Origin of the sequence: Paraconexibacter sp. AEG42_29, from assembly GCF_040581415.1 — a bacterium.
In the GTDB taxonomy this organism is placed as follows: Bacteria; Actinomycetota; Thermoleophilia; order Solirubrobacterales; family Solirubrobacteraceae; genus Paraconexibacter.
The window spans coordinates 3,381,339-3,405,215 of record NZ_CP114014.1 but is presented as its reverse complement, the minus strand read 5'-3'; the positions used below and the strand labels follow the sequence as shown (position 1 = coordinate 3,405,215).

24 protein-coding genes are annotated in these 23,877 nt (G+C 72.2%); 23 read left to right on the top strand and 1 reads right to left on the bottom strand.

The genetic code is table 11. The features are described 5' to 3' along the window. Nucleotides 1–19: 19 nt before the first annotated feature. From nudC to DSM112329_RS16405, 23 genes are all read left to right on the top strand, one after another. Entirely contained in the window at nt 20–985 is a 966-nt protein-coding gene (nudC, locus tag DSM112329_RS16515; protein ID WP_354697653.1) for an NAD(+) diphosphatase, read from the top strand. A 30-nt stretch (nt 986–1,015) separates the two neighbouring features. Beyond that, on the top strand, nt 1,016–1,276 hold the full coding sequence (locus DSM112329_RS16510) for a hypothetical protein (RefSeq protein ID WP_354697652.1): 261 nt from the start codon (nt 1,016–1,018) through the stop codon (nt 1,274–1,276). A gap of 123 nt (nt 1,277–1,399) precedes the next feature. Further along, entirely contained in the window at nt 1,400–1,744 is a 345-nt protein-coding gene (locus DSM112329_RS16505; protein WP_354697651.1) for a hypothetical protein, read from the top strand. Between the two features lie 48 nt (nt 1,745–1,792). Next, nucleotides 1,793–4,405 (top strand): valine--tRNA ligase, encoded by a 2,613-nt coding sequence (locus DSM112329_RS16500; RefSeq protein ID WP_354697650.1) that lies wholly within the window; start codon nt 1,793–1,795, stop codon nt 4,403–4,405. Then, on the top strand, nt 4,402–5,676 hold the full coding sequence (locus tag DSM112329_RS16495) for a cyanophycin synthetase (protein ID WP_354697649.1): 1,275 nt from the start codon (nt 4,402–4,404) through the stop codon (nt 5,674–5,676). The genes DSM112329_RS16500 and DSM112329_RS16495 overlap by 4 nt, the downstream gene beginning before the upstream one ends. Then, nucleotides 5,673–5,801 (top strand): hypothetical protein, encoded by a 129-nt coding sequence (locus DSM112329_RS16490; RefSeq protein WP_354697648.1) that lies wholly within the window; start codon nt 5,673–5,675, stop codon nt 5,799–5,801. Before DSM112329_RS16495 ends, DSM112329_RS16490 begins: the two co-directional genes overlap by 4 nt. Before the next feature lie 4 nt (nt 5,802–5,805). Beyond that, a complete protein-coding gene (locus tag DSM112329_RS16485) occupies nt 5,806–7,143 on the top strand; it encodes a GDSL-type esterase/lipase family protein (RefSeq protein ID WP_354697647.1) in 1,338 nt (445 codons plus the stop codon). A gap of 81 nt (nt 7,144–7,224) precedes the next feature. Next, nucleotides 7,225–8,529: a hypothetical protein gene (locus DSM112329_RS16480; protein ID WP_354697646.1), complete on the top strand. Its 1,305-nt coding sequence runs from the start codon at nt 7,225–7,227 to the stop codon at nt 8,527–8,529. A 72-nt stretch (nt 8,530–8,601) separates the two neighbouring features. Beyond that, complete coding sequence (locus DSM112329_RS16475; RefSeq protein WP_354697645.1) at nt 8,602–9,129, top strand: zinc ribbon domain-containing protein; 528 nt, start codon at nt 8,602–8,604, stop codon at nt 9,127–9,129. 57 nt (nt 9,130–9,186) lie between these two features. After that, nucleotides 9,187–10,974 (top strand): hypothetical protein, encoded by a 1,788-nt coding sequence (locus DSM112329_RS16470; protein WP_354697644.1) that lies wholly within the window; start codon nt 9,187–9,189, stop codon nt 10,972–10,974. 75 nt (nt 10,975–11,049) lie between these two features. After that, nucleotides 11,050–12,501 carry a hypothetical protein gene (locus DSM112329_RS16465; RefSeq protein ID WP_354697643.1) on the top strand — a complete coding sequence of 484 codons (1,452 nt, stop codon included), beginning with the start codon at nt 11,050–11,052 and terminating at the stop codon, nt 12,499–12,501. Between the two features lie 11 nt (nt 12,502–12,512). Beyond that, the gene (gene ndk, locus DSM112329_RS16460; protein ID WP_354697642.1) at nt 12,513–12,917 is read left to right on the top strand and encodes a nucleoside-diphosphate kinase; all 405 of its coding nucleotides are present in this window, start codon (nt 12,513–12,515) and stop codon (nt 12,915–12,917) included. A gap of 30 nt (nt 12,918–12,947) precedes the next feature. Beyond that, the gene (locus tag DSM112329_RS16455) at nt 12,948–13,556 is read left to right on the top strand and encodes a nucleoside triphosphate pyrophosphatase (RefSeq protein WP_354697641.1); all 609 of its coding nucleotides are present in this window, start codon (nt 12,948–12,950) and stop codon (nt 13,554–13,556) included. Between the two features lie 205 nt (nt 13,557–13,761). Next, nucleotides 13,762–14,814 (top strand): rod shape-determining protein, encoded by a 1,053-nt coding sequence (locus DSM112329_RS16450; RefSeq protein WP_354697640.1) that lies wholly within the window; start codon nt 13,762–13,764, stop codon nt 14,812–14,814. 67 nt (nt 14,815–14,881) lie between these two features. Continuing rightward, nucleotides 14,882–15,748 (top strand): rod shape-determining protein MreC, encoded by an 867-nt coding sequence (gene mreC, locus DSM112329_RS16445; protein WP_354697639.1) that lies wholly within the window; start codon nt 14,882–14,884, stop codon nt 15,746–15,748. Continuing rightward, complete coding sequence (locus DSM112329_RS16440) at nt 15,748–16,314, top strand: hypothetical protein (RefSeq protein WP_354697638.1); 567 nt, start codon at nt 15,748–15,750, stop codon at nt 16,312–16,314. The genes mreC and DSM112329_RS16440 overlap by 1 nt, the downstream gene beginning before the upstream one ends. Nucleotides 16,315–16,332: 18 nt before the next feature. Further along, nucleotides 16,333–18,429, top strand: coding sequence for a penicillin-binding transpeptidase domain-containing protein (locus DSM112329_RS16435; protein ID WP_354697637.1), 2,097 nt, complete (start codon nt 16,333–16,335; stop codon nt 18,427–18,429). Further along, nucleotides 18,426–19,640, top strand: a complete 1,215-nt coding sequence (locus tag DSM112329_RS16430) for an FtsW/RodA/SpoVE family cell cycle protein (RefSeq protein ID WP_354697636.1) — start codon at nt 18,426–18,428, stop codon at nt 19,638–19,640. The genes DSM112329_RS16435 and DSM112329_RS16430 overlap by 4 nt, the downstream gene beginning before the upstream one ends. Nucleotides 19,641–19,661: 21 nt before the next feature. Beyond that, nucleotides 19,662–21,617, top strand: coding sequence for an Rne/Rng family ribonuclease (locus tag DSM112329_RS16425; protein ID WP_354697635.1), 1,956 nt, complete (start codon nt 19,662–19,664; stop codon nt 21,615–21,617). 9 nt (nt 21,618–21,626) lie between these two features. Then, nucleotides 21,627–21,944 carry a 50S ribosomal protein L21 gene (gene rplU / locus DSM112329_RS16420; protein WP_354697634.1) on the top strand — a complete coding sequence of 106 codons (318 nt, stop codon included), beginning with the start codon at nt 21,627–21,629 and terminating at the stop codon, nt 21,942–21,944. A gap of 5 nt (nt 21,945–21,949) precedes the next feature. Further along, nucleotides 21,950–22,210 (top strand): 50S ribosomal protein L27, encoded by a 261-nt coding sequence (gene rpmA, locus DSM112329_RS16415; protein WP_354697633.1) that lies wholly within the window; start codon nt 21,950–21,952, stop codon nt 22,208–22,210. 8 nt (nt 22,211–22,218) lie between these two features. Continuing rightward, complete coding sequence (locus tag DSM112329_RS16410) at nt 22,219–22,623, top strand: hypothetical protein (protein ID WP_354697632.1); 405 nt, start codon at nt 22,219–22,221, stop codon at nt 22,621–22,623. Between the two features lie 61 nt (nt 22,624–22,684). Beyond that, a complete protein-coding gene (locus DSM112329_RS16405; protein WP_354697631.1) occupies nt 22,685–23,113 on the top strand; it encodes a cupredoxin domain-containing protein in 429 nt (142 codons plus the stop codon). A 60-nt stretch (nt 23,114–23,173) separates the two neighbouring features. On the opposite strand, the gene DSM112329_RS16400 is transcribed toward DSM112329_RS16405, so the two are convergent. Further along, nucleotides 23,174–23,872 carry an SDR family oxidoreductase gene (locus tag DSM112329_RS16400; RefSeq protein ID WP_354697630.1) on the bottom strand — a complete coding sequence of 233 codons (699 nt, stop codon included), beginning with the start codon at nt 23,870–23,872 and terminating at the stop codon, nt 23,174–23,176. Nucleotides 23,873–23,877: the final 5 nt, after the last annotated feature.

Here is a 23,877-nt window from a genome sequence, read left to right as displayed (position 1 = left end):
GCGTCTGCAGCAGCCCGCCTTGAGCGACTTCAAGATCGAGATTCCGTTCGGCGGCGCGGTCCACGACCGCGCCGGCCTGCAGCGCATCGACGCCGAGTGGATCGAGGCCGCGCGCGTCGATCCCGCCAGCCGGGTCGTCGTCCTCGCCCGCGAGGGCGCGCTTGTCCACGGGGACGTCGCCGGGATGGGCCCGGACGACTGGTACGGCGCCCAAGGCAGTGCGCTGACTGCGGCGCGGCTGGCGGTCGCCGACGGGATCCCGGACGACGCCGTCCTGCTGGGGCTCGACGACCGCGGCAAGGGCGTCTTCGCCGTCGACCGGCTGCCCGACACCGCCGTGCGCCCGGACGACGTCGCGCCCCTCGACCTGCGAGCCGCCGCGGCGCTGCTGCCCGCGGCCGACGCCGGACTGCTCGCCCAGGCGAACGCGCTGCTGCACTGGCATCGCATGACCCGCTTCTGCGGGGTCTGCGGCCAGCCGACCGAGAGCCGCGAGGCAGGGCACATGCGCGCGTGCCCCGACGACCACCAGCAGCACCCGCGGACCGATCCCGTCGTGATCATGCTCGTCGTCGACCCCGACCCGGCGGCCGACCGCGTGCTCATGGGCCGCCAGCCGTCCTGGCCCCCGAGCCGCTACAGCGCGCTGGCCGGCTTCGTCGAGCCCGGTGAGGCGCTCGAGGCCGCCGTCGCCCGCGAGATCATGGAGGAGGCGCAGGTCCGCGTCTCCGCCGTCCGCTACGTCGCCTCGCAGCCGTGGCCGTTCCCCGCGTCCCTCATGCTCGGCTTCGAGGCCGACTGGGCGGGCGGCGAGGCCGCCATCGGCGACGACGAGCTCGAGGACGTGCGCTGGTTCAGCCGCGCCGAGCTGCTCGACGCCGTGGAGGCCGAGAAGACCCAGCGCACCGACGTCCCGCTGCTGCTGCCGCCGAAGCTGGCCATCGCGCGCCACCTCGTCGACCACTGGCTGCACCGCGAGCGCTGACCGGCCCGCCGGGTCGTATCCTGGGCGGCGATGCCCCGCCTTCCCAAGCTGACCCCGTGGATCGCCGCCCTGCAGGCCGGCTTCATCGCCCGTGAGCACTTCCAGAAGCTCACGCCCGCCGACCGCGTCCTGCTGAAGGACCTCGTCACGAAGTCCCGGGGCCTGCCCCGCAACCTGACGGCCAACGAGAAGGCGGAGGTCCGCCGCATCGTGGGCGAGCTCGACGCCAAGGGCGCGGTCTGGAAGCTGGCGCCGGTCGGCAAGCGGCTCGGCAAGGGCCGCCGGCGCTGATCGCCGTCGGCGGGGTCATCCGATCAGGGGACCTCGGGGTCACCCGGCCGGAGTTGGGGATCGTCCACTTTTCCGTCTGAACAGGTCATGGGCGCGAGAGCGCTGCGGACCGATGATTCACCCATGTTCGAGCACATGGGCCAGCACGAGACCGCGACGCTCCCGATCATCGGCGACGCGCCGCTGCACCAGTGCCGCTGCTGCTCCTCCTCGCTCGTCCAGCTCGTCGAGTACCAGGACGCCGGCGAGGGCCACTGGCACCTCACGCTCCACTGCCCCGAGTGCGAGACGTTCTCGGCCGGCACCGCCACGGACGAGGTCTGCGCCGCGTTCGACCTCGAGCTCGAGCAGGGCACCGAGGAGCTGTTCGTCTCCCTCCTGCAGCTCCAGCGCGATCAGATGATGGACGACGTCGAGCAGTTCGTCGCCGCGCTCGCCGCGGATCTGGTCCTGCCCGAGGACTTCTAGGCCGCCGGGACGGGCCACGCCGACAGCCGCGTCCATAGACTGCGGCGCATGTCGCTGCAGGACCGCTCACGCTTCGAACCCGCCGAGGTCGAACCGCGAATCACCGAGGCCTGGATGGCCTCCGGGCTCGTGCACCCCGCACCGGAGGGCACGGCCGCCGAGAACTTCTCGATCGCCATCCCGCCGCCGAACGTCACCGGCGCGCTGCACATGGGGCACGCCCTCAACGGGTCCATCCAGGACACCCTGGCCCGCTGGCACCGGATGCACGACAAGCGCACCAAGTGGATCCTGGGCACCGACCACGCGGGCATCGCCACGCAGACCCAGGTCGAGAAGCTGCTCAAGTCCGAGGGCTCCGGCCGCGAGGAGATCGGCCGCGCGGCGTTCACCGAGCGCGTCTGGGAGTGGCGGGCCCAGTACGGCGGGACGATCGTCGAGCAGTTCAAGCGCCTCGGCGCGACGTGCGACTTCGAGGCCGAGCGCTTCACCCTCGACGAGGGCTACGTCAAGGCCGTCCTCGAGGTCTTCGTCCGGCTCTACGACAAGGGCTACATCTACCGCGACAACTACATGGTCAACTGGGACCCGGGCAGCGGCTCGGCGATCAGCGACCTGGAGGTCGAGGAGCGCGAGGTGGTCGACGCGCTGTTCGAGATCGCCTACCCGCTGAGCGACGGCTCCGGCGAGGTCGTCGTCGCCACGGTCCGGCCGGAGACGATGCTGGCCGACACCGCGGTCGCGGTGAATCCGTCGGACGAGCGCTACACCCACCTGATCGGGAAGACGGTGACGCTGCCGCTGGTCGGGCGCGAGCTGCCGATCATCGCCGACGACTACGTCAAGACCGACTTCGGCACCGGCTGTCTGAAGATCACGCCGGGCCACGATCCGAACGACTTCGAGATCGGCCGCCGCCACGGACTGGACGAGCTGAGCGTCATCGGCGAGGACGGCCTGATGAACGCCGAATCGGGCCCCGAGTACGCCGGGCTGTCGGTCGTCGACGCGCGTGCGAAGGTCGTGGAGGCGCTCCGCGGGGTCGGGCAGCTGCGCTCGGAGGAGCCGTACACGCACACGGTCCCGTTCAGTCACCGCTCGGGCTCGCGGATCGAGCCGCTGATCTCGCTGCAGTGGTTCATGCGGATGGACGAGCTGGCCGCGCCGGCGCTGCAGGTCGTCCGCGACGGCCGCGTTCGGATCCACCCCGAGTCCCAGCGCCGCCGCTACGACGACTGGCTGTCGAACATCCGCCCGTGGTGCGTGAGCCGCCAGCTCTGGTGGGGACATCAGATCCCGGTCTGGTACCGCGGCGACGACGAGGTCTACTGCGGCACGACGGCACCCGAGGGCGACGGCTGGGAGCGGGACCCCGACGTCCTGGACACGTGGTTCAGCTCCGCGCTCTGGCCGTTCGCCACCCTTGGCTGGCCGGACAGCACGCCCGAGCTGGAGGCGTTCTACCCGACCGACGTCCTCTCCACGGCCCGCGACATCCTCTTCCTGTGGGTCGCCCGCATGGTGATGATGGGGCTCGAGTTCGCAGGCGACGTTCCGTTCACCGACGTCTACGTGCACTCGGTCATCCAGGCGCCCGACGGCCGCCGGATGAGCAAGTCGCTCGGCACCGGCATCGACCCGCTCGTCCTGATCGAGGGCGGCCCGCGGCCCCCGGTGTTCAAGGAAGGGGGCGACTTCCCCGCGTACGGCGCGGACGCGGTGCGCTTCGGGCTGCTGGCGATGTCGTCCACGCAGGACGTGAAGTTCAACGAGGAGAAGATCGCCCAGGGCCAGGCGCTGGGGAACAAGCTCTTCAACGCCACGCGGTTCGCGCTGCTGAAGGTGGGGGACGACGCCGTCGCCGCGGGGCGGGTGGGACCGACTCCCACGACGGTCGAGGACCGCTGGATCCTCAGCCGCCTACAGGCCGTGAAGGCCGAAGCCGCGCAGCGGATCGCGGAGTTCGACTTCTCGAAGCTGTCGCTCGCGCTCTACGACTTCGTCTACGGCGAGCTGTGCGACTGGTACCTGGAGCTCATCAAGGGCCGGGAGGTGGACGCCGACCTCGCCTCGACGCTGCTGCACGTCCTGCGCGAGACCATCGCGCTCGTCCACCCGGTGATGCCGTTCGTCACCGAGGACCTGTGGGCCGAGCTGCCCGGGCACGACGGCCGGCTGCTGGCGCAGTCCGAGATCGCGCCCGTCGACGACGCGCTCACGGACCCCGAGGCGGAGGCCGCCATCGCCGCCCTGATCGAGGCAGTCACCACGGTCCGCTCGTGGCGCAACGAGGCAGGGGTGGCCGCCGGCGCCTTCCTCGACGCGCGGGTCGAGGCCTCCGGCTACGACGCCACGCTGCCCGTGCTGGCCCGCCTTGCGCGCCTCACGCTCGACGGCGAGGACGCGGCGACCGCGGCACAGATCGTCATCCCCGGCGGCACGGTGAACGTCCTCGCGTCCGGCGCCTTCGACCCCGCCGAGGCTGCGCGCAAGGCGCAGGGCCAGATCGAGAAGCTCCGCGGTGAGATCAAGCGGGCCGGCGGCAAGCTCGGCAACGCAGGGTTCGTCGACAAGGCTCCGCCTGCGGTCGTCCAGCAGGAGCGGGACAAGCTCGCCCGCCTGGAGGCCGAGCTCGCCCGGCTGGAGGGCGCCGCCTCATGACGGAGGCCCCCACGGGCATCACCCTCACCGTCGAGCAGGCCGAGGAGCACCTCCTGCGCCTCGAGCTCTTCGGCATGCGGTTCGGGACCGGCCGTATGCGGCGCCTGATGGACGCGCTCGGCACGCCGCAGGACACCTACGGCTCGGTGCACGTGGTCGGCTCCAACGGCAAGACATCCACCACGCGGATGATCGCGGCGCTGCTCGCGCACCACGGCCTGCGCACCGGCGCCTACCTTTCGCCGCACCTCGTCCGCTTCGGCGAGCGGATCGTCGTCGACGGCGCCGACCTGCCGGACGGCGCCTTCGCCGCGGCGGTGACCCGGGCCGTCCGTGCGGCGGCGGTCGTCGACGCCGAGGCGTCCGCCGACGACCATGTCACGCAGTTCGAGCTCCTGACCGCGGCCGCGCTCGACGAGCTCGGGCAGGCCGGCGTCGACGTCGCCATCATCGAGGCCGGTCTCGGTGGCCGCTACGACGCCACCAACGTCCTCCCGTCGGCGGTGCAGGTGCTCACGAACGTCGGCCTCGAGCACACGCGCTGGCTCGGCCCGACGATCACGGACATCGCGGGGGAGAAGCTGGACGTCGTCCGTCCCGGCGGCACGCTCGTGGTCGGTGCGGGGCTGCACGCCGACGCGCTGGCGGTCGCCGAGCAGGTCTGCGCCGAGCGCGGGGCGACGCTGATCGAGGCCCCTGCCGACCCGCCCGTGCCGGTGGAGCTGCTCGCCGGCGGGACCTACCAGCGCGCGAACTTCCCGCTGGCCTGCGCCGCGGCCGCCGCCTACCTGGGCCGCGCCCTGGACCCGGACGCGGTCCGGGCCGCCGCCGCGTCGACGATCGTCCCGGGCCGCTGGCAGCAGATCGACAGCGCTCCGGACACCATCATCGACGGCGCCCACAACCCCGCCGGCTTCGTCGTCCTCGCCGACACCCTCCGCGAGGTGCTCGCCGGCCGTCGGCTGGTCGCGGTGCTGTCGATCCTGGACGACAAGGACGCCGCCGCGATGCTCGGGGAGCTGCTGCCGCTGTGCGCCGAGGTCGTCTGCACCCACAGCGCGAACCCGCGTGCGCTGCCGCCCGCGACCCTGCAGTCGCTGGCCGCGCAACTGGGCTGGCCGATCACGCGCCTCGAGGGCGACCCGGCGCGAGCCCTCGCGCTGGCGCGTGAGCTCGCCGGGCCGGACGGCCTGGCGCTGGCGACGGGCTCGCTGTACCTGATCGCCGACCTGCTGCGTCCCGACGACGGCCGTGCGGCCTCAGCGCTGTGAACGACGAAGACGACGACAGCGGGCCGTCGGTGCTCCTGATGATCGTGGGTGTCGCGGTCATCGTGGCGCTGGTGATCCTCGTGTTCTTCGCGGGCGGCTACATCTTCGGCCGGCAGTACCTGTAGCGGGATGCGCCGGGCCCGGTTGGCCGCAGTCCTGGCCGGTCTGGGCCTCGCGAGCGCGGCGGTGGCGGGTCCAGCGCCGACGGCCGCGCGCACGGTAGCTGCGACGACCCGGGCCGAAGCCCCGGACCCGGCCCCGGCCCCGGCCCCGGCCGACGGGGGCTTCCTGCTCGCCTCCCGCGAACAGCCCGGGCAGATCGCGATCGGCGCGTTCGGGCTGGTCCCCGGCTCGCAGGTGCAGTTCGCGGAAGTGGTCGGCAAGGCGTCGACCGCGCTGGCGACGGTCACCGCCGGGCCCGCCGGCAGCGCGCCGCTCCCGAACGCCGCCCGCTGGCGCTGCGACCGGCGCGTGCGCCGCTTCACCGCCGTCGCCACGGCCCCGGACGGCGGCGTCCGGCAGGCGAGCACCGACCTGCGCACGCCCGGTTGCGCGACCCGGATCGCGCTCGACGTGCCCGATCGCGTGGGCCGCGGCCGCCTCCTCCGCATCCGGTTGGTCGACCGCTGGGCGCTGGGCGACGTCGCCGCCCGGCTGTGCACGTCCGGGGCGGGCCTGGCCCGCGTCTGCCGCTCCGTGCGGCTCGTGCCCGGCGGTGGCGGCGTCACCCGCCGGGTCCGCCCGCCCGCTGACGGCCGCGTCGCTGTCCGGGTGACGCTCGCGGGCCACGCGGGCATCGCCGAGGTCGCCGTCGGCCGGGTGACCCCGCGGCCGCGCCGGACCGGGCCTGTCGTCCTGACCACCGGCGACTCCACCGTGGAGGGCATCGACAGCGGCATCGAGGACGCGCTCGGGCGGGCGGTCCGCGTGCGGGCCGAGTCGGCGGCCGGGACGCGACTGAGCGGGACGGGCGAGCCCGACTGGCTGCGGCGCGCGGCGGGCCAGGTGCGCCGCTTGCAGCCGCGGGTGGTCGTCCTGTCGCTCGGCGGCAACGAGGGCTTCCCGATCACGCCCCGCGGCACGACGGCACAGGTCGCCTGCTGCGGCGCGGACTGGGTCCGGGCGATCGCCGCGCGCCAGGGACGGCTCATGGACGCCTACCGCCAGGCGGGGCGGGGCGCGGTCGTGTGGCTGACGATCCCGGTCCCGCGGTCGGCCGCCCAGGCGACGATCGTCGCGGCGGTGAACCGCGGCGTGGCGCGCGCTGCGCGCAGCCGCAGCCACGTGCGCGTCCTGGACCTCGGGACGATCTTCACCCCGGACGGGGTCTACCGGGAGTCGATCCGCCGCGGCGGGCGCACCGTCCGCGTGCGCGCGCCGGACGGGCTGCACCTGAGCGCGGCCGGCCAGCAGATCGCCGCGGACGCGACGGTCGCCCTGCTGACCCGGGACGGGCTGCTCGACTGACCCAGGTGGGTCGAGTTCCGAGCTAATGATCGGCCGGGGCGGCGCCGAAGAGAGACGGGAGCGTTGCCGCTCCCGTCTCGTATGTCAGCTCCTTCCCCCTCGACCTCACTCCGCCGCAAGGCAGGACGCGCCGGCGCGCTGGCCCTGCTGGCCGCGACGCTCCTCGGCGCCGGCCCTGTCGAAGAGGCCCCGAGCCCCACCGGATTCCTCACCGTCACCCGCTACGAGACGGGCTACGTCGCGGTCAGCGTGGCCGGGCAGGCACGCGGGCGGTCGGTCACCTTCTCCGAGGTCGTCGGCAAGCGGACCGGACCGATCGTCACGCTGCCGCTCGTCGACGGCAAGGCGCACGTCTACAAGGCCGTCGCCTGGCGCTGCGGTCGTCCGCTGCGGCACTTCAGCGCCACGGTGACCGATCAGGACGGGACCCAGCGCACCGCGATCGCCGACATCCGGACGCCGGGCTGCGACAACCGCGTGTCGATGATCGTCGCCGATCGCGCCAAGCGCGGCGAGCTGGTCGAGGTCGCGCTGGTGGACCGCTGGGGACTCGGCAACCGCGTGGTCGACCTGTGCGCCGGCGGTGCCGGCCTGACGCACTCGTGCCGCAAGGTGTCGCTGGCGAAGGGCGACGGCCGCGTGGTGCGCCGCTACCGGCCGAAGGCGGACGGCCAGCTGCGCATCGCGCTCAAGATCGCGGGCCGCAAGGTGACCGAGCGCGTCGCCGTCGGCCGCGCGAAGCCGCTTCCGTCGACCGCCGGCTTCGGGCTGCTGACCACCGGCGACTCGACGATCGAGGGCATCGACAGCGTCCTCGACGACGCGCTCGGGTCGGCCGCACGCGTCCTTGCCGAATCAAAGCCGGGGGCGAAGCTCAGCGGGGGCGGCGCGCTCGACTGGCTGAAGTGGGCCACCGAGCAGGAGCAGAAGCTGACACCGCGCGTGGTCGTCATCTCGCTCGGCGCCAACGAGGGGTATCCCGTCGAGCGCGTCGACACCGGCAAGGAGGTCGACTGCTGCGACGCCGCCTGGATCATCGGGATGGCCGCCGCGCAGCGCCGCCTCATGCAGGTCTACCGCCAGGGCAGCGGCAACGCGTCCGTCGTGTGGCTGCTGCAGCCGACCCCGCGCTCGCCGGCTCGCGCCCGGGTCCAGGCGGCCGTGAACACGGCGGCGTACATCGCCGCGGTCGGCCTCCCGTATGTCCACCTCCTGGACCTCGGGCCGCTCTTCACGCCCGGTGGCGTCTACCGCGACAACCAGGATCTCGACGGCGAGCAGGTGCGGGTCCGCGCCCCCGACGGGATCCACCTGAGCGGGGTCGGGCAGCGGATCGCCGGGGACGCCGTCGTCGAGCTGCTGACGCGCAAGGGCCTGCTGGACTGATACTCCCGCCGGACGGCGTGCAAGGGGCGGTCCATCGGTCCCCCGCCCCAAGCTCTAGAGTCCCCGGCAGAAATGCTCCACCTCGGCGTCTTCGGCATCGAGAGCAGCGGCCTCAACACGGCCATCAAGCTGCTCATCCTCTTCCTGGTCGTGATCTGGCTCGCGCTCGTGTACTACACGTACGCGGACGCCCGTCGCCGGATCGCCGACCCGATGCTGATCGGCTGCGCGACGCTGGCCAGCTTCTTCCCGTACGTCGGCACGATCATCTACATGATCGTCCGGCCGGCCGAGTACCTGGACGACATCCGCGAGCGCGAGCTCGAGATGCAGGCGGCGGAGGCCCGCATCCAGCGCCTGGACTACTTCCTGTGCCCGCACTGCGACTACCAGGTCGAGAAGGACTTCCTGCGCTGCCCGTCCTGCACGCGCAAGCTGAAGGACCCATGCGTGACGTGCGCGAAGCCGCTCGATCCCGAGTGGCGGCTGTGCCCGTACTGCGAGACCGAGGTCGTGCAGCAGACCTCGATGCCCCGGCGTCGCCGGCGCCGCCGCGAAGAGGGCGGGACGTCCTCGCCGCCGCCGGGCGTCGAGGCCTAGCGACACCGACACGCACGGACAGGCACCCGGCCTCGCCCGGATCCGTAGGGTCGGCCCGTGGGGGCACGGGGACTCGTCGATGACCGGGTGAGGGGACGCATCGGCCGCGTCGTCGCGCTAGCCGCGGTGACGTGCGCCCTCGGCGCGCCGGCACAGGCGGTCACGGTCGGCGAGCCGGTCGCCTCGCCGATCCTCCTCGGGGCCGGCGCCTTCACCGAGGTCCCGCCGGAGGTCCTCTCGGGCCCGCGCGGCCTGTCGTATTACTTCACCGCCGAGCAGAGCGCCCGCTGCGACACGCCCGCGGCCGAGACGATGCTGCGGGCCCAGCCGCCGGACTGCCAGGCGGAGGGCCGCACGGTGCCCCAGGTCGGCGCGGACTACCTCGCGCACACCGCGGCGACGATGCCCGCCGGACGCGAGCACCGGCGGACCTACTACGGCGTGTACTCGGCCGACCGGGTCCGCGACACGGCTGGGAGGTCCTACATCGTCGGCGCCGCCCACGGCGAGAACAAGAACGCGGTGCGCGACGGCTCGCTGTTCCAGAACAACGTCTACCTGGGGCCGGACGCCCTCGGTCCGCCGCTGGGGACCTGCCTGAGCGGCCCCGACCCGGAGACCGGCATCTACGCCGACTGCTACTCGGCCTACTCGGGCTTCATCGGGATGACCGTGACGCCCGACGAGCCCGACGGCGCCGCGGGGCGGACGCCCCCGGAAGACCTCGGCCCCGTCATCTGGCCGGCCGCCGGATACTCGTCGACGGCCACGCTGGTCCGCCTCGGGCACGGCGTGCGGCATCCCTACGTCGTCAACGGCGGCGACGGGTTCCTGTACATGTACTACCACGACGACGGGTTCCTCCCGGACTTCCGGGGCGCCGGCTTCCGCGTCGCGCGCGCCCCCGAGCGCGACCTCGGCCGTGGGTGGCAGACCTGGGTCGAGTCGGCCAGCCGCTGGGTCACCTCGCTCCCGTCCGCCCCGGTCGGCCCGGAGTCCAGCCGCGACGCCCTCCCGCAGCCGAGCCCGTCCTCCGCATCGACGCCGCTGTTCCCGTCGGACTCGAGCACGTTCGCCGTCGCGCGCATCGCAGGGGGCAAGGGCCTGATCGGCGTCGACTTCGGCCGCGACTACACGCGACCGTGCGTCACCGCCGACGGCCGCGACGACTGGCGCAGCGCGATGCGCCTGCGCGTCTCCACCGATCGCGTGCACTGGTCCGAGCCGGTGGCGCTGGAGGGGCCCGACTTCGACGGCTGCGACTTCTATCCCAACAGCCGGCTGACCTATCCGCGATTCCTGAACGCCACCGCCACCACCACCAAGGAGGTCGCGCTCGAGGACTTCTTCATCGAGGGCACGCAGTACGGCGGCCGCGTCTGGCGCGTCGCGGTGAAGGCACCGGACCTCGCGAGCCGCCTGCCGACGACGGCACCCGTGGCCGTGATGGCGACCGGGCCGAAGGTCCCGACTCCGGTCCTGCCGGTCGTCGGCGCCCCGAACCTGGCCACCGGTACGACGTCGTCGGTCGGGACCACGACGCCGATGCCGATGCCCGTTCGGCCAGGGGCGAAGGTCGACGCGCGCGCCGCCCGCGTCGCCGGCTCGCGGCGTCCGCGGCTGGAGGTGGTCGTGCGGCGCTGCAACGTCCGCGCGACCCGCGTGCGGATCGTCTACGGCGGCCGCTTCACGACGATCGCCTGCGGCGCCCGCTGGAGCGCCCGTGCCGCGACGGCGCGGCCGACCTACACGGTCACGGTGCAGGCCCTGCGGGTCGGTCGCCGCGGGAACGTGGTCGCCAAGGGCCGCGTGTCGACGCGCGTCCTGCGGGCGCCGAAGCGGTAGCCGGCCCCCGTTCCGGGACGCACAACGCGCCGCCGGCCCGGGTCGCAGGGTGTGCGCCACGGGTAGGGCAGGGCGATGCGCCGCCGTCTTCCGCCCATCGTCCTTGCGGCCGTCGTGCTCACGGCCGCGGCCGCGCCCGCCGCTGCCGCCGTGACGGTCGGGGACCCGGTCGCCGCGCCCATGAAGCTCGCGGAGGGGTCGTTCACCGAGACCCCGCCCGACGTCCTGGCCGGTCCGGCGGGGCTGTCCTACGTCCTGACGGCGGAGGCGAGCACGCGCTGCGACGTGCCGGCCGCGGCGACGCTGCTGGCGCCCACGCCGCCGGACTGCACCGTGCCGGGCCGGACCGTGCCCCAGGTCGGCGCCGACTACCGGACCGCCACGCCCGAGACGATGCCGCCGGGCCGCGAGCACCGGCGCAACTACTACGGCGTCTACTCGGCGGACCGGGTCGCCGCGCCGGACGGCGGGTCCGCCGTGGTCGGGGCGGCACACGGCGAGAACAAGAACCTCTCCAGCGGCGGGCTGCTGTTCCAGAACACCGTCTACACCGGCAGCGACGCCCTTGTGCCGCCCGCGGGATCCTGCCTGAGCGGACCGGACCCGGCGACCGGTGTCTACGCCGACTGCTACGCGGCGTACTCGGGCTTCATCGGGCTGACCGTCACCCCGGACGCGGCGGACGGCAGCCCGGGACAGGCGCCGCCCACGGACCTCGGCCCGGTCATCTGGCCCGCCGCCGGGTACGCGAGCGAGGACGGGCTCACCCGGCTCGGGCACGGCGTCCGGCATCCGGACATCGTGAACGGCGGCGACGGCTTCCTCTACATGTACTACCACGACGACGGCTTCCTCCCGGACCACGCGCAGTCGGGGTTCCGCGTCGCGCGGGCACCCGCGGACGACCTCGCCCAGGGCTGGCAGACCTGGGTCGAGTCCGAGAGCCGCTGGGTCGCCTCGCTGCCTGCCGCGGCGATCGGGCCGGACTCGAGCCGCGACGGCTTCGACCAGCCGAGCCCGGCGTCGGCGTCGACCCCGCTGTTCGCGTCGGACTCGAGCACCTTCGCGGTCGCGCGGATCGCCGGCGGGAAGGGGCTCATCGGCGTCGACTTCGGCCGCGACTACACGCGGCCGTGCGTCACCGCGGACGGCCGCGCGGACTGGCGCAGCGCGATGCGGCTGCGGATCTCGACCGACAGGGTGCACTGGTCGGAGCCGGTGGCGCTGGAGGGCCCGGACTTCGACGGCTGCGACTTCTACGCGAACAGCCGCCTCACCTACCCGCGGTTCCTGAACGCCGACGGGACCAGCACGAAGGAGGTCGCGCTCGCGGACTTCTCGATCATCGGGACGCAGTACGGCGGGCGGGTCTGGCGCGTGCCGGTGAGCGCTCCCGAGCTCGCCGACCTCCCGCCCGCCGCGGCTGCCTCCGCGAAGGGGCCGTCGCCGTCCGCCGCACCGGGGCCGGCGCTCCCGGTGCTCGGGGCGATCGGGCAGGTCCCGCCGCCGCGCAGCGAGGGTCCATAGGATCCACCGACATGGAAAAGACCCTCATCCTCGTCAAGCCCGACGCGTTCGCCCGCGGTCTCACCGGTGAGATCCTCTCCCGGTTCGAGAACAAGGGCCTGAAGATCGCTGCGCTGAAGCTCGTCAACACGCCGCGCGAGACGGCCGAGACGCATTACGCCGAGCACGCCGAGCGCCCGTTCTTCGGGGAGCTCGTCGACTTCATCGTGTCCGGCCCGCTCGTCGCGCTGATCCTCGAGGGCCAGGACGCCATCAAGGCCGCGCGCCAGCTGATCGGCGCGACGAACCCGCTCGAGGCCGCCACGGGCTCGATCCGCGGCGACTACGCGATCGAGATCGGCACGAACATGGTGCACGGCTCGGACTCGACGGAGTCCGCCGCGCGCGAGATCTCCGTCTGGTTCCCGGAGCTCTAGGCAACCGGTCCGTCCGGACCGCTGACCGCAGTGCAGCTCGCGGACCTCGTCGCGGCCAAGGCCCGTTGGGCGGCGTCGCCGCTCGTGCTGGCCAGCGCCTCGCCGCAGCGCCGCGCGATCCTGGAACAGCTGGGCGTCCCGTTCGAGGTGCGCCCGGCCGACGTCCAGGAGACCGCCGCGGGCGATCCGGAGACGGTCGCCCGCGACAACGCGCTGCTGAAGGCGACGGTCGTGGCCGGGCTGCATCCCGGCCGGACGGTCCTCGGCGTCGACACCCTCGTCACGATCGACGGCGAGGTCTTCGGCAAGCCGCCGACCCCCGAGGCGGCGGCCGCGATGCTGCTCCGCCTGCAGGGCCGCGAGCATGCGGTCCTCAGCGGTATCGCGGTCTGCGACGACGCGGCACCGGGGGTTCCCCGTGCGGCGGTCGAGCGGACGCTCGTCCGGTTCGCCCCGCTGACCACCGCGCAGATCGGCGCCTACGTGGCGACCGGGGAGTGGCGCGGCCGCGCCGGCTCGTACGCGATCCAGGGCCGCGGGGCGGCGCTGGTGGACGGGATCGTGGGGGACTACCTCAACGTCGTCGGCCTCCCGGTCCCGCGCCTGCGGGAGCTCGTCCCGGGCCTGCTGGGCCTCTGACAGCGGCGGCGTGCGGTCCAGAGCTCCTCATCCCAGCTCTGGGCCGCACGCCGTCCGGCTCGGCCCCGGCGGCAGCGCCCGCGAATTGCAGCGACATTCCGCGCTGCAAGTCCGCCGCCATCGGTAGGAGACGGCCCTCTCCCCGCTAGAGTGGGCCGCCGGGCGTGGCACGCATCCGCGAGCGCACGTCCTTCTCTCTGCGCGCATGGGCATGTTCTCCTACCTCACCGGCTTCGGCGGCCGCGACATGGCCGTCGACCTCGGCACCGCCAACACGCTCGTGTACGTCCGCGGACGGGGGATCGTCCTGAGCGAGCCGTCCGTCGTCGCGATCGACTCGCGCACGGGCGAGGTGCACGCCGTCGGCATCGAGGCCAAGCGCATGCTCGGCCGCACCCCCGGCACGATCCAGGCCATCCGGCCCCTGAAGGACGGCGTCATCGCCGACTTCGACGTGACGGAGGAGATGCTCCGCCACTTCATCCAGAAGGTCCACCAGAACCGCTTCGCGCACCCACGGGTCGTCGTCTGCGTCCCCTCCGGCGTCACCGGCGTCGAGAAGCGCGCGGTCGAGGAGGCCTGTCTCAGCGCCGGCGCGCGCCAGGCGTACCTCATCGAGGAGCCCATGGCCGCCGCGATCGGCGCCGGGCTGCCCGTCGGGGAGCCCACCGGCTCGATGGTCGTCGACATCGGCGGCGGCACGAGCGAGGTCGCCGTGATCTCGCTCGGCGGCATCGTCGTCAGCCAGTCGATCCGCGTCGGTGGCGACGAGCTCGACGAGGCGATCATCAACTACGCCAAGCGCGAGTACAAGCTCCTGATCGGTCAGCAGACCGCGGAGGAGGTGAAGCTCGAGATCGGCTCCGCCTACCCCATGGAGGAGGAGGTCCAGGCCGAGATCCGCGGCCGCGACATGGTCTCCGGCCTCCCGAAGACCGTCGTCCTGACGAGCGAGGAGATCCGGCAGGCGCTCGAGGAGCCCCTGTCGCAGATCATCGACGCCGTCAAGGAGACGCTCGACCGCACCCCGCCCGAGCTCGCCTCGGACATCATGGATCGCGGGATCATGCTCGCGGGCGGCGGCTCGCTGCTGATGGGACTCGACGAGCGCCTCCGCGAGGAGACGCAGATGCCAGCCCATCTGGCAGAGTCACCGCTCACCTGTGTCGCGGTCGGCTCCGGACGCTCCCTGGAGGAGTTCGAGGTCATCCACCGCGCCAACAAGACATCGCGCGGTCGCACCAAGCGGCGCTACTGATGGCGCTCAGCGTCATCATCAGCCGATCGGGCTGCGACCTGCGCCCAGCTTTGGAGTATTTCCCTAGGTGTACGACCCCAAGACGATCCGTCGCCGGCGCGCTGTCCTTGCGCTGCTCGTCGTCAGCTCCGTCGTCCTGCTGACCGCCTCCTTCGGCGGCAACGGGGGCGTGGGCTCCGTCCAGCGCGGTGTCTTCGAGATCGTCTCGCCGATCCAGGACGTCGCCAGCCGTTCGCTGAAGCCGTTCCGGGACCTGTTCGGCTGGTTCGGGGACACGTGGGAGGCCAAGGGCGAGAACGAGGACCTCGAGAAGGACCGCGACGGCCTGCGCGCCCGCAACATCAAGCTCCAGAGCGACCTGCGCAAGGCCGGGGTCGACGCCCAGCTCACCAAGGTCGTCAACGACGCGGCACTGCAGAACCTCGGCCCCGTCGAGGCGCGCGTCATCGGCGCGGGCGGCACGCTGCTGTTCGAGAAGATCACGATCAACAAGGGCAGCGGGGACGGGCTCCGCAAGGGCCAGGCGGTCGTCACCGCCGGCGGCCTGGCGGGCAAGGTGGAGGAGGTCTTCTCCGGCTCGGCCACGGTCACGTTGCTGACCGACAGCAAGTTCGGCGTGCAGGCCCGCACCGCGCGGACCGGCACGGTGGGCACGATCACGGCCTCCGGCGGCAACCCCGAGGACCTCGTGATGGAGACCACGGAGCCGAAGGCGTCCGTCCCGGTCGGCTCGACGATCGTCACCCGCGGCACGTCCCCCGACGCACGGCCCGGGCAGCCGTCGCTGTACCCGCCGGACATCGGCATCGGCCGGGTCTCGCGCGTCGACGACGCCGGCACCGACACCCAGCGCGTGCACCTCAAGCCGTTCGTCAACGTCCGCGACCTCGAGAAGGTCATCATCCTCACCCGCGAGGCGGGGCCGCTTCCCTGATGGGGCCCACGACCGGACCGCTCACCGCGCGCCTGGCGATCATGGGCGTCGTCGTCTGCATCACGCAGATCGCCGCGGTCTCCCAGATCACCCTGTTCGGTGCGCACGCGGACGTCGTCCCGATCGTCGTCGCGCTGTGCGGGCTGCTGCTCGGCTCGCTCCCCGGCGCCGTCATCGGCTTCGCGTGCGGGTTCTTCGTCGACTGCGCGCTGATCCAGACGATGGGGCTCTCGTCGCTGCTGTACCTGTCGATCGGCTACGGGGCCGGGCGCCTGCGCGAGCTCCGCGACCCGCAGGCGGCCGTGGTCCCGGCCGTCGTCGGCGGCGCCGCCACCGCCATCGTCACGGTCGGCTACAGCCTGATGCAGTTCATGCTGGGGACACCGGTCGCGGTGACCGGCCTGCTCATCGGCCAGATCATCGTCACCATCCTGGTCAATACCCTCTTGTCACTGCCCGTCTACGCCGGGGTCCGTCGCTGGCTCGTGCCCGTCCTGCCCGACGATCCGCGCCGCCGCCGTCGCCGGGCCCAGACCACCCGCCTGTCCCCGCTGTCCCGCGCATAGCAAGACGCCGAGCCACCTGTGATCGATTCCGTCTCCGACCGCCGCCCGCCCGTCTCGCCCCAGCTGGCGATCCGCGTCGCCGCGCTCGGGGTCGTCGCGTTCATGCTGTTCGCGATCATCTTCTTCCGGCTCTGGTACCTGCAGGTGCTCTCCGGGGACCAGTACCTCGCGCAGGCGCAGACCAACAAGGTGCGGGTCCAGCCGCTGCCCGCCCCGCGCGGGTCGATCGTCGACCGCAACGGCGACACGATCGTCGGCAACGAGTCCGCCATCGTCGTGAAGATCCGCCCCGACTCGCTGCCGGCGAGCGAGAAGAAGGCCGCGGCCGACTACGGCGACGCGGTCATCGCCCGGTCCCAGCGCCCGAAGGGCAGCCAGGGCGCGCCGATCGTCATCCCGGAGATCCCGCAGGACCTCGCACCCCGGTTCCGCCGCCTGGCCACGACGCTCGCCATGCCCACGCGGCGGATCCAGGAGATCGTCGTCCGCGGCCTGTTCCTGGCGGGGTACGCCCCGATCACCGTCCGCGAAGGCGTCGACGAGTCTGTCCAGGGCTACATCGCCGAGCGCCAGGAGGAGTTCCCCGGCGTCTCGGTGGACCGTGCGTTCATCCGCACGTACCCGGGCAAGGAGCTCGCCGCGCAGATCCTGGGGACCGTGGGCCAGGTCTCGCAGGAGCAGCTCGACGCCAAGACGTTCCCCGGGGTCACGCTCGGCTCGATCGTCGGCAAGACCGGCATCGAGCGCGAGTACGACAAGTACCTCCGCGGCCGCGACGGCAAGGAGCGGATCCTCGTCGACGCGCAGGGCAACCCACGCGGCGAGGGCCTGCGCATCGAGCCGAAGCCCGGCAACGACCTGCAGCTGACGCTCGACCTCGGCGTGCAGCGCACCGGCCAGGTCTCCTACGCGTCGATCGCGGGCAGCAAGCCCGGGGCGTTCGTCGCGATGGACCCGCGCAACGGCGACGTCATCGCGATGGGCTCGTTCCCGAGCTTCGACCCGAGCCTGCTCGCCAAGCCGATCTCGCAGAAGCAGTACGACCGGATCTTCAACGACGGCTCCACGCCGCAGTTCAACCGGGCGACGGGGGCGAACTACGCGACCGGCTCGACGTTCAAGCCGATCACCGCGCTGGCCGGGCTCGAGGACGGGAAGATCTCCACCACCGACACGATCAACGACCAGGGCTGCCTGAAGATCGGCGTCCAGGAGCGGTGCAACGCGAAGAAGGCGGTATTCGGCCCCGTCGACCTGCGCGACGCGATGAAGGTCTCCTCGGACATCTACTTCTACCTGCTGGGCCAGTCGACCAACACCCGCGACCCGGACGGCGGGGCCATCCAGCGCGTCGCCCGCAAGTTCGGCTTCGAGCGCCAGACCGGGATCGACCTCCCGAGCGAGTCGCAGGGCCTGGTCCCCGATCCGACCTGGCGCAAGAAGGTCGGCGAGGACGAGAAGCAGTGCCGGCGGGACAAGGGGATCCCGCAGGACGCGAGCCTCGCGACCGCCGGCGCCGGCGGCTGCGCCATCTCCGACGGCCGCCAATGGTCGATCGGCGACAACGTCTCGCTCTCGATCGGCCAGGGCGACCTGCAGGCGACCCCGCTGCAGATGGCCGTCGCGTACGCCGGCTTCGCGCAGAGCGGCCGGATCCCGCGGCCCCGCCTGGGCCGTGCGGTCACCGACGACCGCGGCGCGCTGATCCAGACGCTGCCCGCGAGCGGCGGCCGCTCCGTGAAGATCGATCCGGAGTACCGTGACGCCATCATGGACGGTCTCCATCTAGCCGCGAGCGCCGAAGGGGGAACGTCCACCTCCGTGTTCGACGGCTGGAATCAGAGTCGCTTCCCGGTCTTCGGCAAGACCGGCACCGCGCAGGTCACCACGCGTGTGCTGGACCAGTCCTGGTACCTCGCCTACAGCTACGACGGCCCCGACAAGAAGCGCCCGATCGTCGTCGCCGTGACCGTCGAGGACGGTGGCTTCGGCGCCGAGACCGCCGCGCCGATCGCCTGCCAGATCCTGAAGCGGTGGTTCGCGACCGGCGGCACGGCCCAGCGCAACAACAACCGCGCGGCCGCCTGCGCCGCCGGGACGGACGTCTCGTTTTGAGCACGGCGCCGTCCGTCACCGAGCCGCGCCGCTCGCGCACCTCGCGGGTCGGTCCCGCCGCGCCGCCGCGGCGGTCGATGTCGCTGGCCCTGCCGTTCGACCCGGTCCTCGCGCTCGCGGTGCTCGGCATCTGCATCTGCTCCCTCGCGACGCTGAACACGGTCAGCGAGCGCGGGATCCCCGACGGCTTCTACATGAAGCGGCAGGGGATCTACTTCCTCGTCGGGACGATCATCGCCGCCGTCCTGGCGCGAACCGACTACTCCCGCCTGCGCGAGCTGAAGTACGGCATCTTCGGCCTGATCATCGTGTCGGTCATCGCCGTCCGGTTCGCCGGCAACGACGTGCTCGGCGCCCGCCGCGCGATCCAGCTGCCGTTCTTCTCCTTCCAGGCGTCCGAGCTCGGCAAGGTCCTGCTGGTCGTCGCGCTCGCCGGATTCGTCGTCGACCGCTCGCGGGCGCTCCACCAGCCGATGACCACGATCCGGATCATCGCGCTCGGCCTGCTGCCCGCTGCGCTGGTCCTGATCCAGCCCGACCTCGGGTCCTCGATGGTCTACGGCGCGGTCACCCTGGCGCTGCTGTTCGTCGCGGGTATCCCCGGGCGGTACTTCGCGGCCATGGGCGCGGTCTTCGCCGTCGTCGTGGTGTGCGTCCTCGTCGTGCTGCCGATGGCCGGCACCGAGGTCCTCCACGGCTACCAGAAGGCCCGCCTCACCTCCTTCCTGCACCCGAACGACAACTCGAACGACACCGCGTTCCAGCAGATCCAGTCGCGCGTCGCCATCGGGTCCGGTGAGAAGACCGGCCGCGGCGACAAGGCGACGCAGACCTCATACAACTTCCTCGGCGAGCACCACACGGACTTCGTCTTCGCTGTGGTCGGCGAGCGCTGGGGCTTCATGGGCGCCGGATTGGTGCTCTCGCTGTACGCCCTGCTCATATGGCGGGGACTACGGGCGCTGACGATGGCGAAGAACCTCTACGGCGCACTGATCGCCGGGGGCATCACAGCGATGATGCTCTTCCAGGTCTTCATCAACGTCGGCATGACCGTGGGAATCATGCCGGTCACCGGAATCCCCCTACCGCTCATGAGCTACGGGGGCTCATCGGTCATCACCACCTTCCTGGCCATCGGCCTGCTGCAGTCGGTCTACGCGCAAGGGCGCGCCTCCACTGCCGGCAAGGGCCGTGTGCTGGGCTTTTAGTTCTTAGAGAGTGAGAGAGACGTGAGAAAGCAAGTGCTGGTCAGCGTTGACCGGGCCGAGACCCGGATCGCGCTGCTGGAGGCCACCGGACAGGTGACCGCCAAGTCGGCCGGGAGCGGCGGACGGGGACGCGGACGTGGCGGCGGAACGGCCACCGCGGCGCGCCCGACCACCACCGGGGTCGACGGCTACCGCGTCGCGGAGCTGTACTTCGAGCGCCGGGGCAACCGGTCGATCGTCGGCAACATCTACAAGGGCAAGGTCGACAACGTCCTGCCCGGCCTGGAGGCGGCGTTCGTCGACATCGGCCTCGAGAAGAACGGCTTCCTGCACGTCGACGAGATCGTGCTCCCGGGCGTCGAGACGGTCCGCCGCGGGCGGGGCCGGGACGACGGCGGCAAGAAGATCTCCGACCTGCTGAAGCCCGGCCAGGAGATCGTCGTCCAGGTCGTCAAGGACCCGCTGAAGTCCAAGGGCGCGCGCCTGTCGATGGACCTCACGGTCGCCGGTCGCTACATGGTCTACACGCCGACCGGCGAGGGCGTCGGCGTCTCCAAGCGGCTGGACGACAAGGAGCGCGAGCGGCTGCGCAAGGAGGCCAAGGGCCTGGACCTGCAGGGCGGCGGCGCGATCGTCCGGACGGCGGCGCACGGCGCCACCCGGCCCGACTTCGAGCGCGAGCTGCAGTACCTGTTCAAACTCCACGAGGTCCTGCAGTCGCGCGTGGACTCCACGCCCGCGCCCGGGCTCGTGTTCCAGGAGGCCGACCTCTCGGTCCGCGTCGTGCGCGACATCTTCGCCGCCGACTTCGAGCGGGCGATCGTCGATGACGAGGGCCAGTACCAGCGCCTCGTCTCGTTCTTCAGCCGCACCGCACCCGAGCTCGTGGAGCGCGTCGAGCTGTGGCAGGAGTCCAAGCCGCTGTTCGAGTCGACCGGTGTCGACGAGGTCATCGACGGCCTGATGGCCAAGCGCGTGGACCTGCCGTCCGGGGGCTACCTGCTGATCGACTACGCCGAAGCCGGCACGGTCATCGACGTGAACTCCGGGTCCTACGTCGGCCGGGGCAAGCAGGCCCGCCTGGAGGACGTCATCACGAAGACGAACCTCGAGGCGGCCGAGGAGGTCGTCAACCAGCTGCGCCTGCGGGACATCGGCGGCATCATCGTCATCGACTTCATCGACATGGCCCGTGCGCGCAACCGCGACGCCGTGCTGAAGACGCTGCGCAAGGCGCTCGACGAGGACCGCACGAAGACCTTCACCGCGGAGATCTCCCGCCTCGGCCTCGTCGAGATGACGCGCCAGAACGTCACCGAGGGCGTGCGCGAGATCATGTCCCGCGCCTGCCCGACCTGCGACGGCGAGGGCGTGATCCGCTCCGAGGAGACGATCGCGATCGACGTGGAGCGCAAGCTGCGCGAGGTCGCCACCCGGGCACCGCGCTCCGTCGAGGCGTTCCTCGTCCGCGTGCACCCCGGCGTCAGCGCCCAGTTCACCGGCCACGGCGCCCGCGTCCTGCACGCGCTCGAGGCCGAGACCGGCAAGCTCTTCCACTTCACCGGCAGCGAGGGGCTGAAGCTCTCGCACTTCGACGTCGTGCTCGAGGGCTCGAAGGTCGAGGTCTCCGAGGAGGCCATCCCGTTCGACGTCGGGGACGAGGTCCTCGTCACGATCGTCGAGCCCCACATGTACAACGTGGACGACGCGGTGGCCAAGGTCGACGGGTACATCATCAGCGTCGTCGGGGGCGGGCAGTTCGTCGGGCAGAAGCACCTCGTACGCATCGAGGACGCCGGCCGGACGGCCGCCGTGGCGCTGCTCGTGGGGGAGGACGGCGAGGTCATCGTGGCGCCGGAGCGCGTCGATGGGTCCGATGGCGTAGAATCCAAGCCTCGGCGCCGCGGCCGCAGAGGCGGACGGCGCCGTTCGGCTGCCGCGGCAAGCGCGGCGCCTGACCAAACTTCCTCGGAGTAAGCAGACCTTATGTACGCGATCGTCAAGACCGGTGGCAAGCAGTACCGCGTCGAGCAGGGGCAGAAGCTCCTGGTCGAGCGGCTCGCTGTGGAAGCCGGCGGCACCCTCGACCTGGAGCCGCTGTTCTACGGAGGGGACGGCGACACGCCCGTTTTCGACAAGGCCGGCCTGGGCAACGTGAAGGTCGGCGCGACCGTGGTCGAGCACCTCCGCGGCCCGAAGCTCACCGTCTTCAAGTTCAAGCCCAAGCGCGGCTACAAGCGCAAGACGGGTCATCGCCAGGAGCTGACCCGCATCGAGATCACCACCATCACCGCTGGGAGCTAAGAGACATGGCACATAAGAAGGGCCTCGGCTCCTCACGCAACGGTCGTGACTCCAACGCGCAGCGCCTCGGCGTGAAGAAGTTCGCCGGCGAGATCGTCACCGGCGGCGAGATCATCGTCCGCCAGCGCGGCACCGTCTTCAAGCCCGGCGCCGGCGTCGGCATCGGCAAGGACGACACGCTGTACGTCAAGGCCGAGGGCACCCTGTCGTTCACCGAGGGCCGCCGTGGCCGCGTCGTGAGCGTCATCCCCGCCGCGGCCGAGTAGCACCGCCCGTGTCGCGATCCCAGGCACTGCTGGCCGGCCGGCTCATCGCCGCCGGCCGTGTGCTGTTCGGGATCGCGCTCGTCGCCAAGCCGGAAGCGACCACCCGCCGCTGGCTCGGCGGATCGGCGGCCACTGCAGGGACCCAGGTCGCGGTCCGCGCGCTCGGCATCCGCGACCTCATGCTGGGCGCGATGACGCTGCACACGGTCGCGCACCCGCAGATCGGGCCCCGCTGGGTCGCGACCTGCGCGATCAACGATGCGGTCGATCTCGTCGCGACGCTCAAGGCGCGCGATGAGCTGCCGTCCAGCGGCGTCGCCGGCACGGTCGCCCTCGCGGGCGGCACGGTCGTCGCCAGCGTCGCCATCGCCGGCGTGCTGAAGCGCACCGCGCCGCCGGCCGAAGACGCCTGACGCCGGCCCGCCCGCGCGGCGGCCGATGATCCGCTCGGGCGGCGCGCCCGAAAGTGGGTGCATGTCCTTCCTCGCTGCGCCGCGCACCCTTCTCGCCGTCTCGCTCACCAGCCTCGTGGTGCTGGCCGGCTGCGGATCCGACGACGACTCGGGCTCCGGGTCGACCTCGACTCCGGCCGCCGCGGCGACGTCGACCCCGGCGGACGCGGCGCCCGCGCAGAGCGGCGACGTCACGATCGCCTACAAGGACTACGAGATCATCCCGGAGAAGGTCACCGTGAAGGCCGGGACCAAGCTCACCTGGACGAACGCCGACGCCACCCGTCACAACGTCGTGACGAAGGAAGGCGCGCCGGAGAAGTTCACGTCCAAGGACTTCGACAAGGGCGAGACCGACAGCTTCACGCCGACCAAGCCGGGCACCTACCCCTACCTGTGCACGTTCCACGCGGCCTCGATGCAGGGGACGATCACGGTCGTCGCCGGCTGAGCCGCCGCGCCGCAGGGTCGGCCCGGCCCGGCCCGACCGGGCCGGTCGGGTCGGGTCGGGTCAGGTGCCCTGGGACACCGGGCGCACCAGGATCTCGTTGACGTCCACGTGCGGCGGCTGGCCGACTGCGTACATCACGGCGTTCGCGATGTCGTCCGGCTTGAGGGCCCCGTCCCCGGCGCCGTTGTCGAAGAACGGCGTGTCGACCATGCCCGGCTCGATGACCGTCACGCGGACGCCGGTGTCGTTCAGCTCGAGCCGCGCCGACTCGCCCATCGCGGTGATGGCCCACTTCGTCGCCGAGTACAGCGACCCCTCGAGCGCCCGCCGGCCCGCCACCGAGCCGGTCAGGAGCAGGTGGCCCTTCGTCTCCTTCAGGTGCGGGATCGTCGCCCGGATCGTGAGCGCGGCGCCGTAGACGTTGGTCAGGACCATCGACTTCCAGTGCTCGGGCGATTCCTTGAGGAACCCGCGTGAGGCACCGAAGCCGGCGTTGCCGAACGCGACGTCGAGGCGGCCGTAGGCGTCGATCGTCTTCGCCACCAGTGCCTCGACCTGGTCCCACTCGGTGACGTCGCAGGCCACGGCGAGCGCGTGCTCGTCGCCGCCGAGCTCCGCGGCGAGCGCCTCGAGCTTGTCGGTGGACCGGGACGCCAGGACGACGCGGTAGCCGGCGTCGACGGCGTGGCGGGCCGTCGCGGCGCCGATCCCGGTGCTGGCGCCGGTGATGAGGAAGACCTTCTGCGGGGTGTCGGACATGCGGT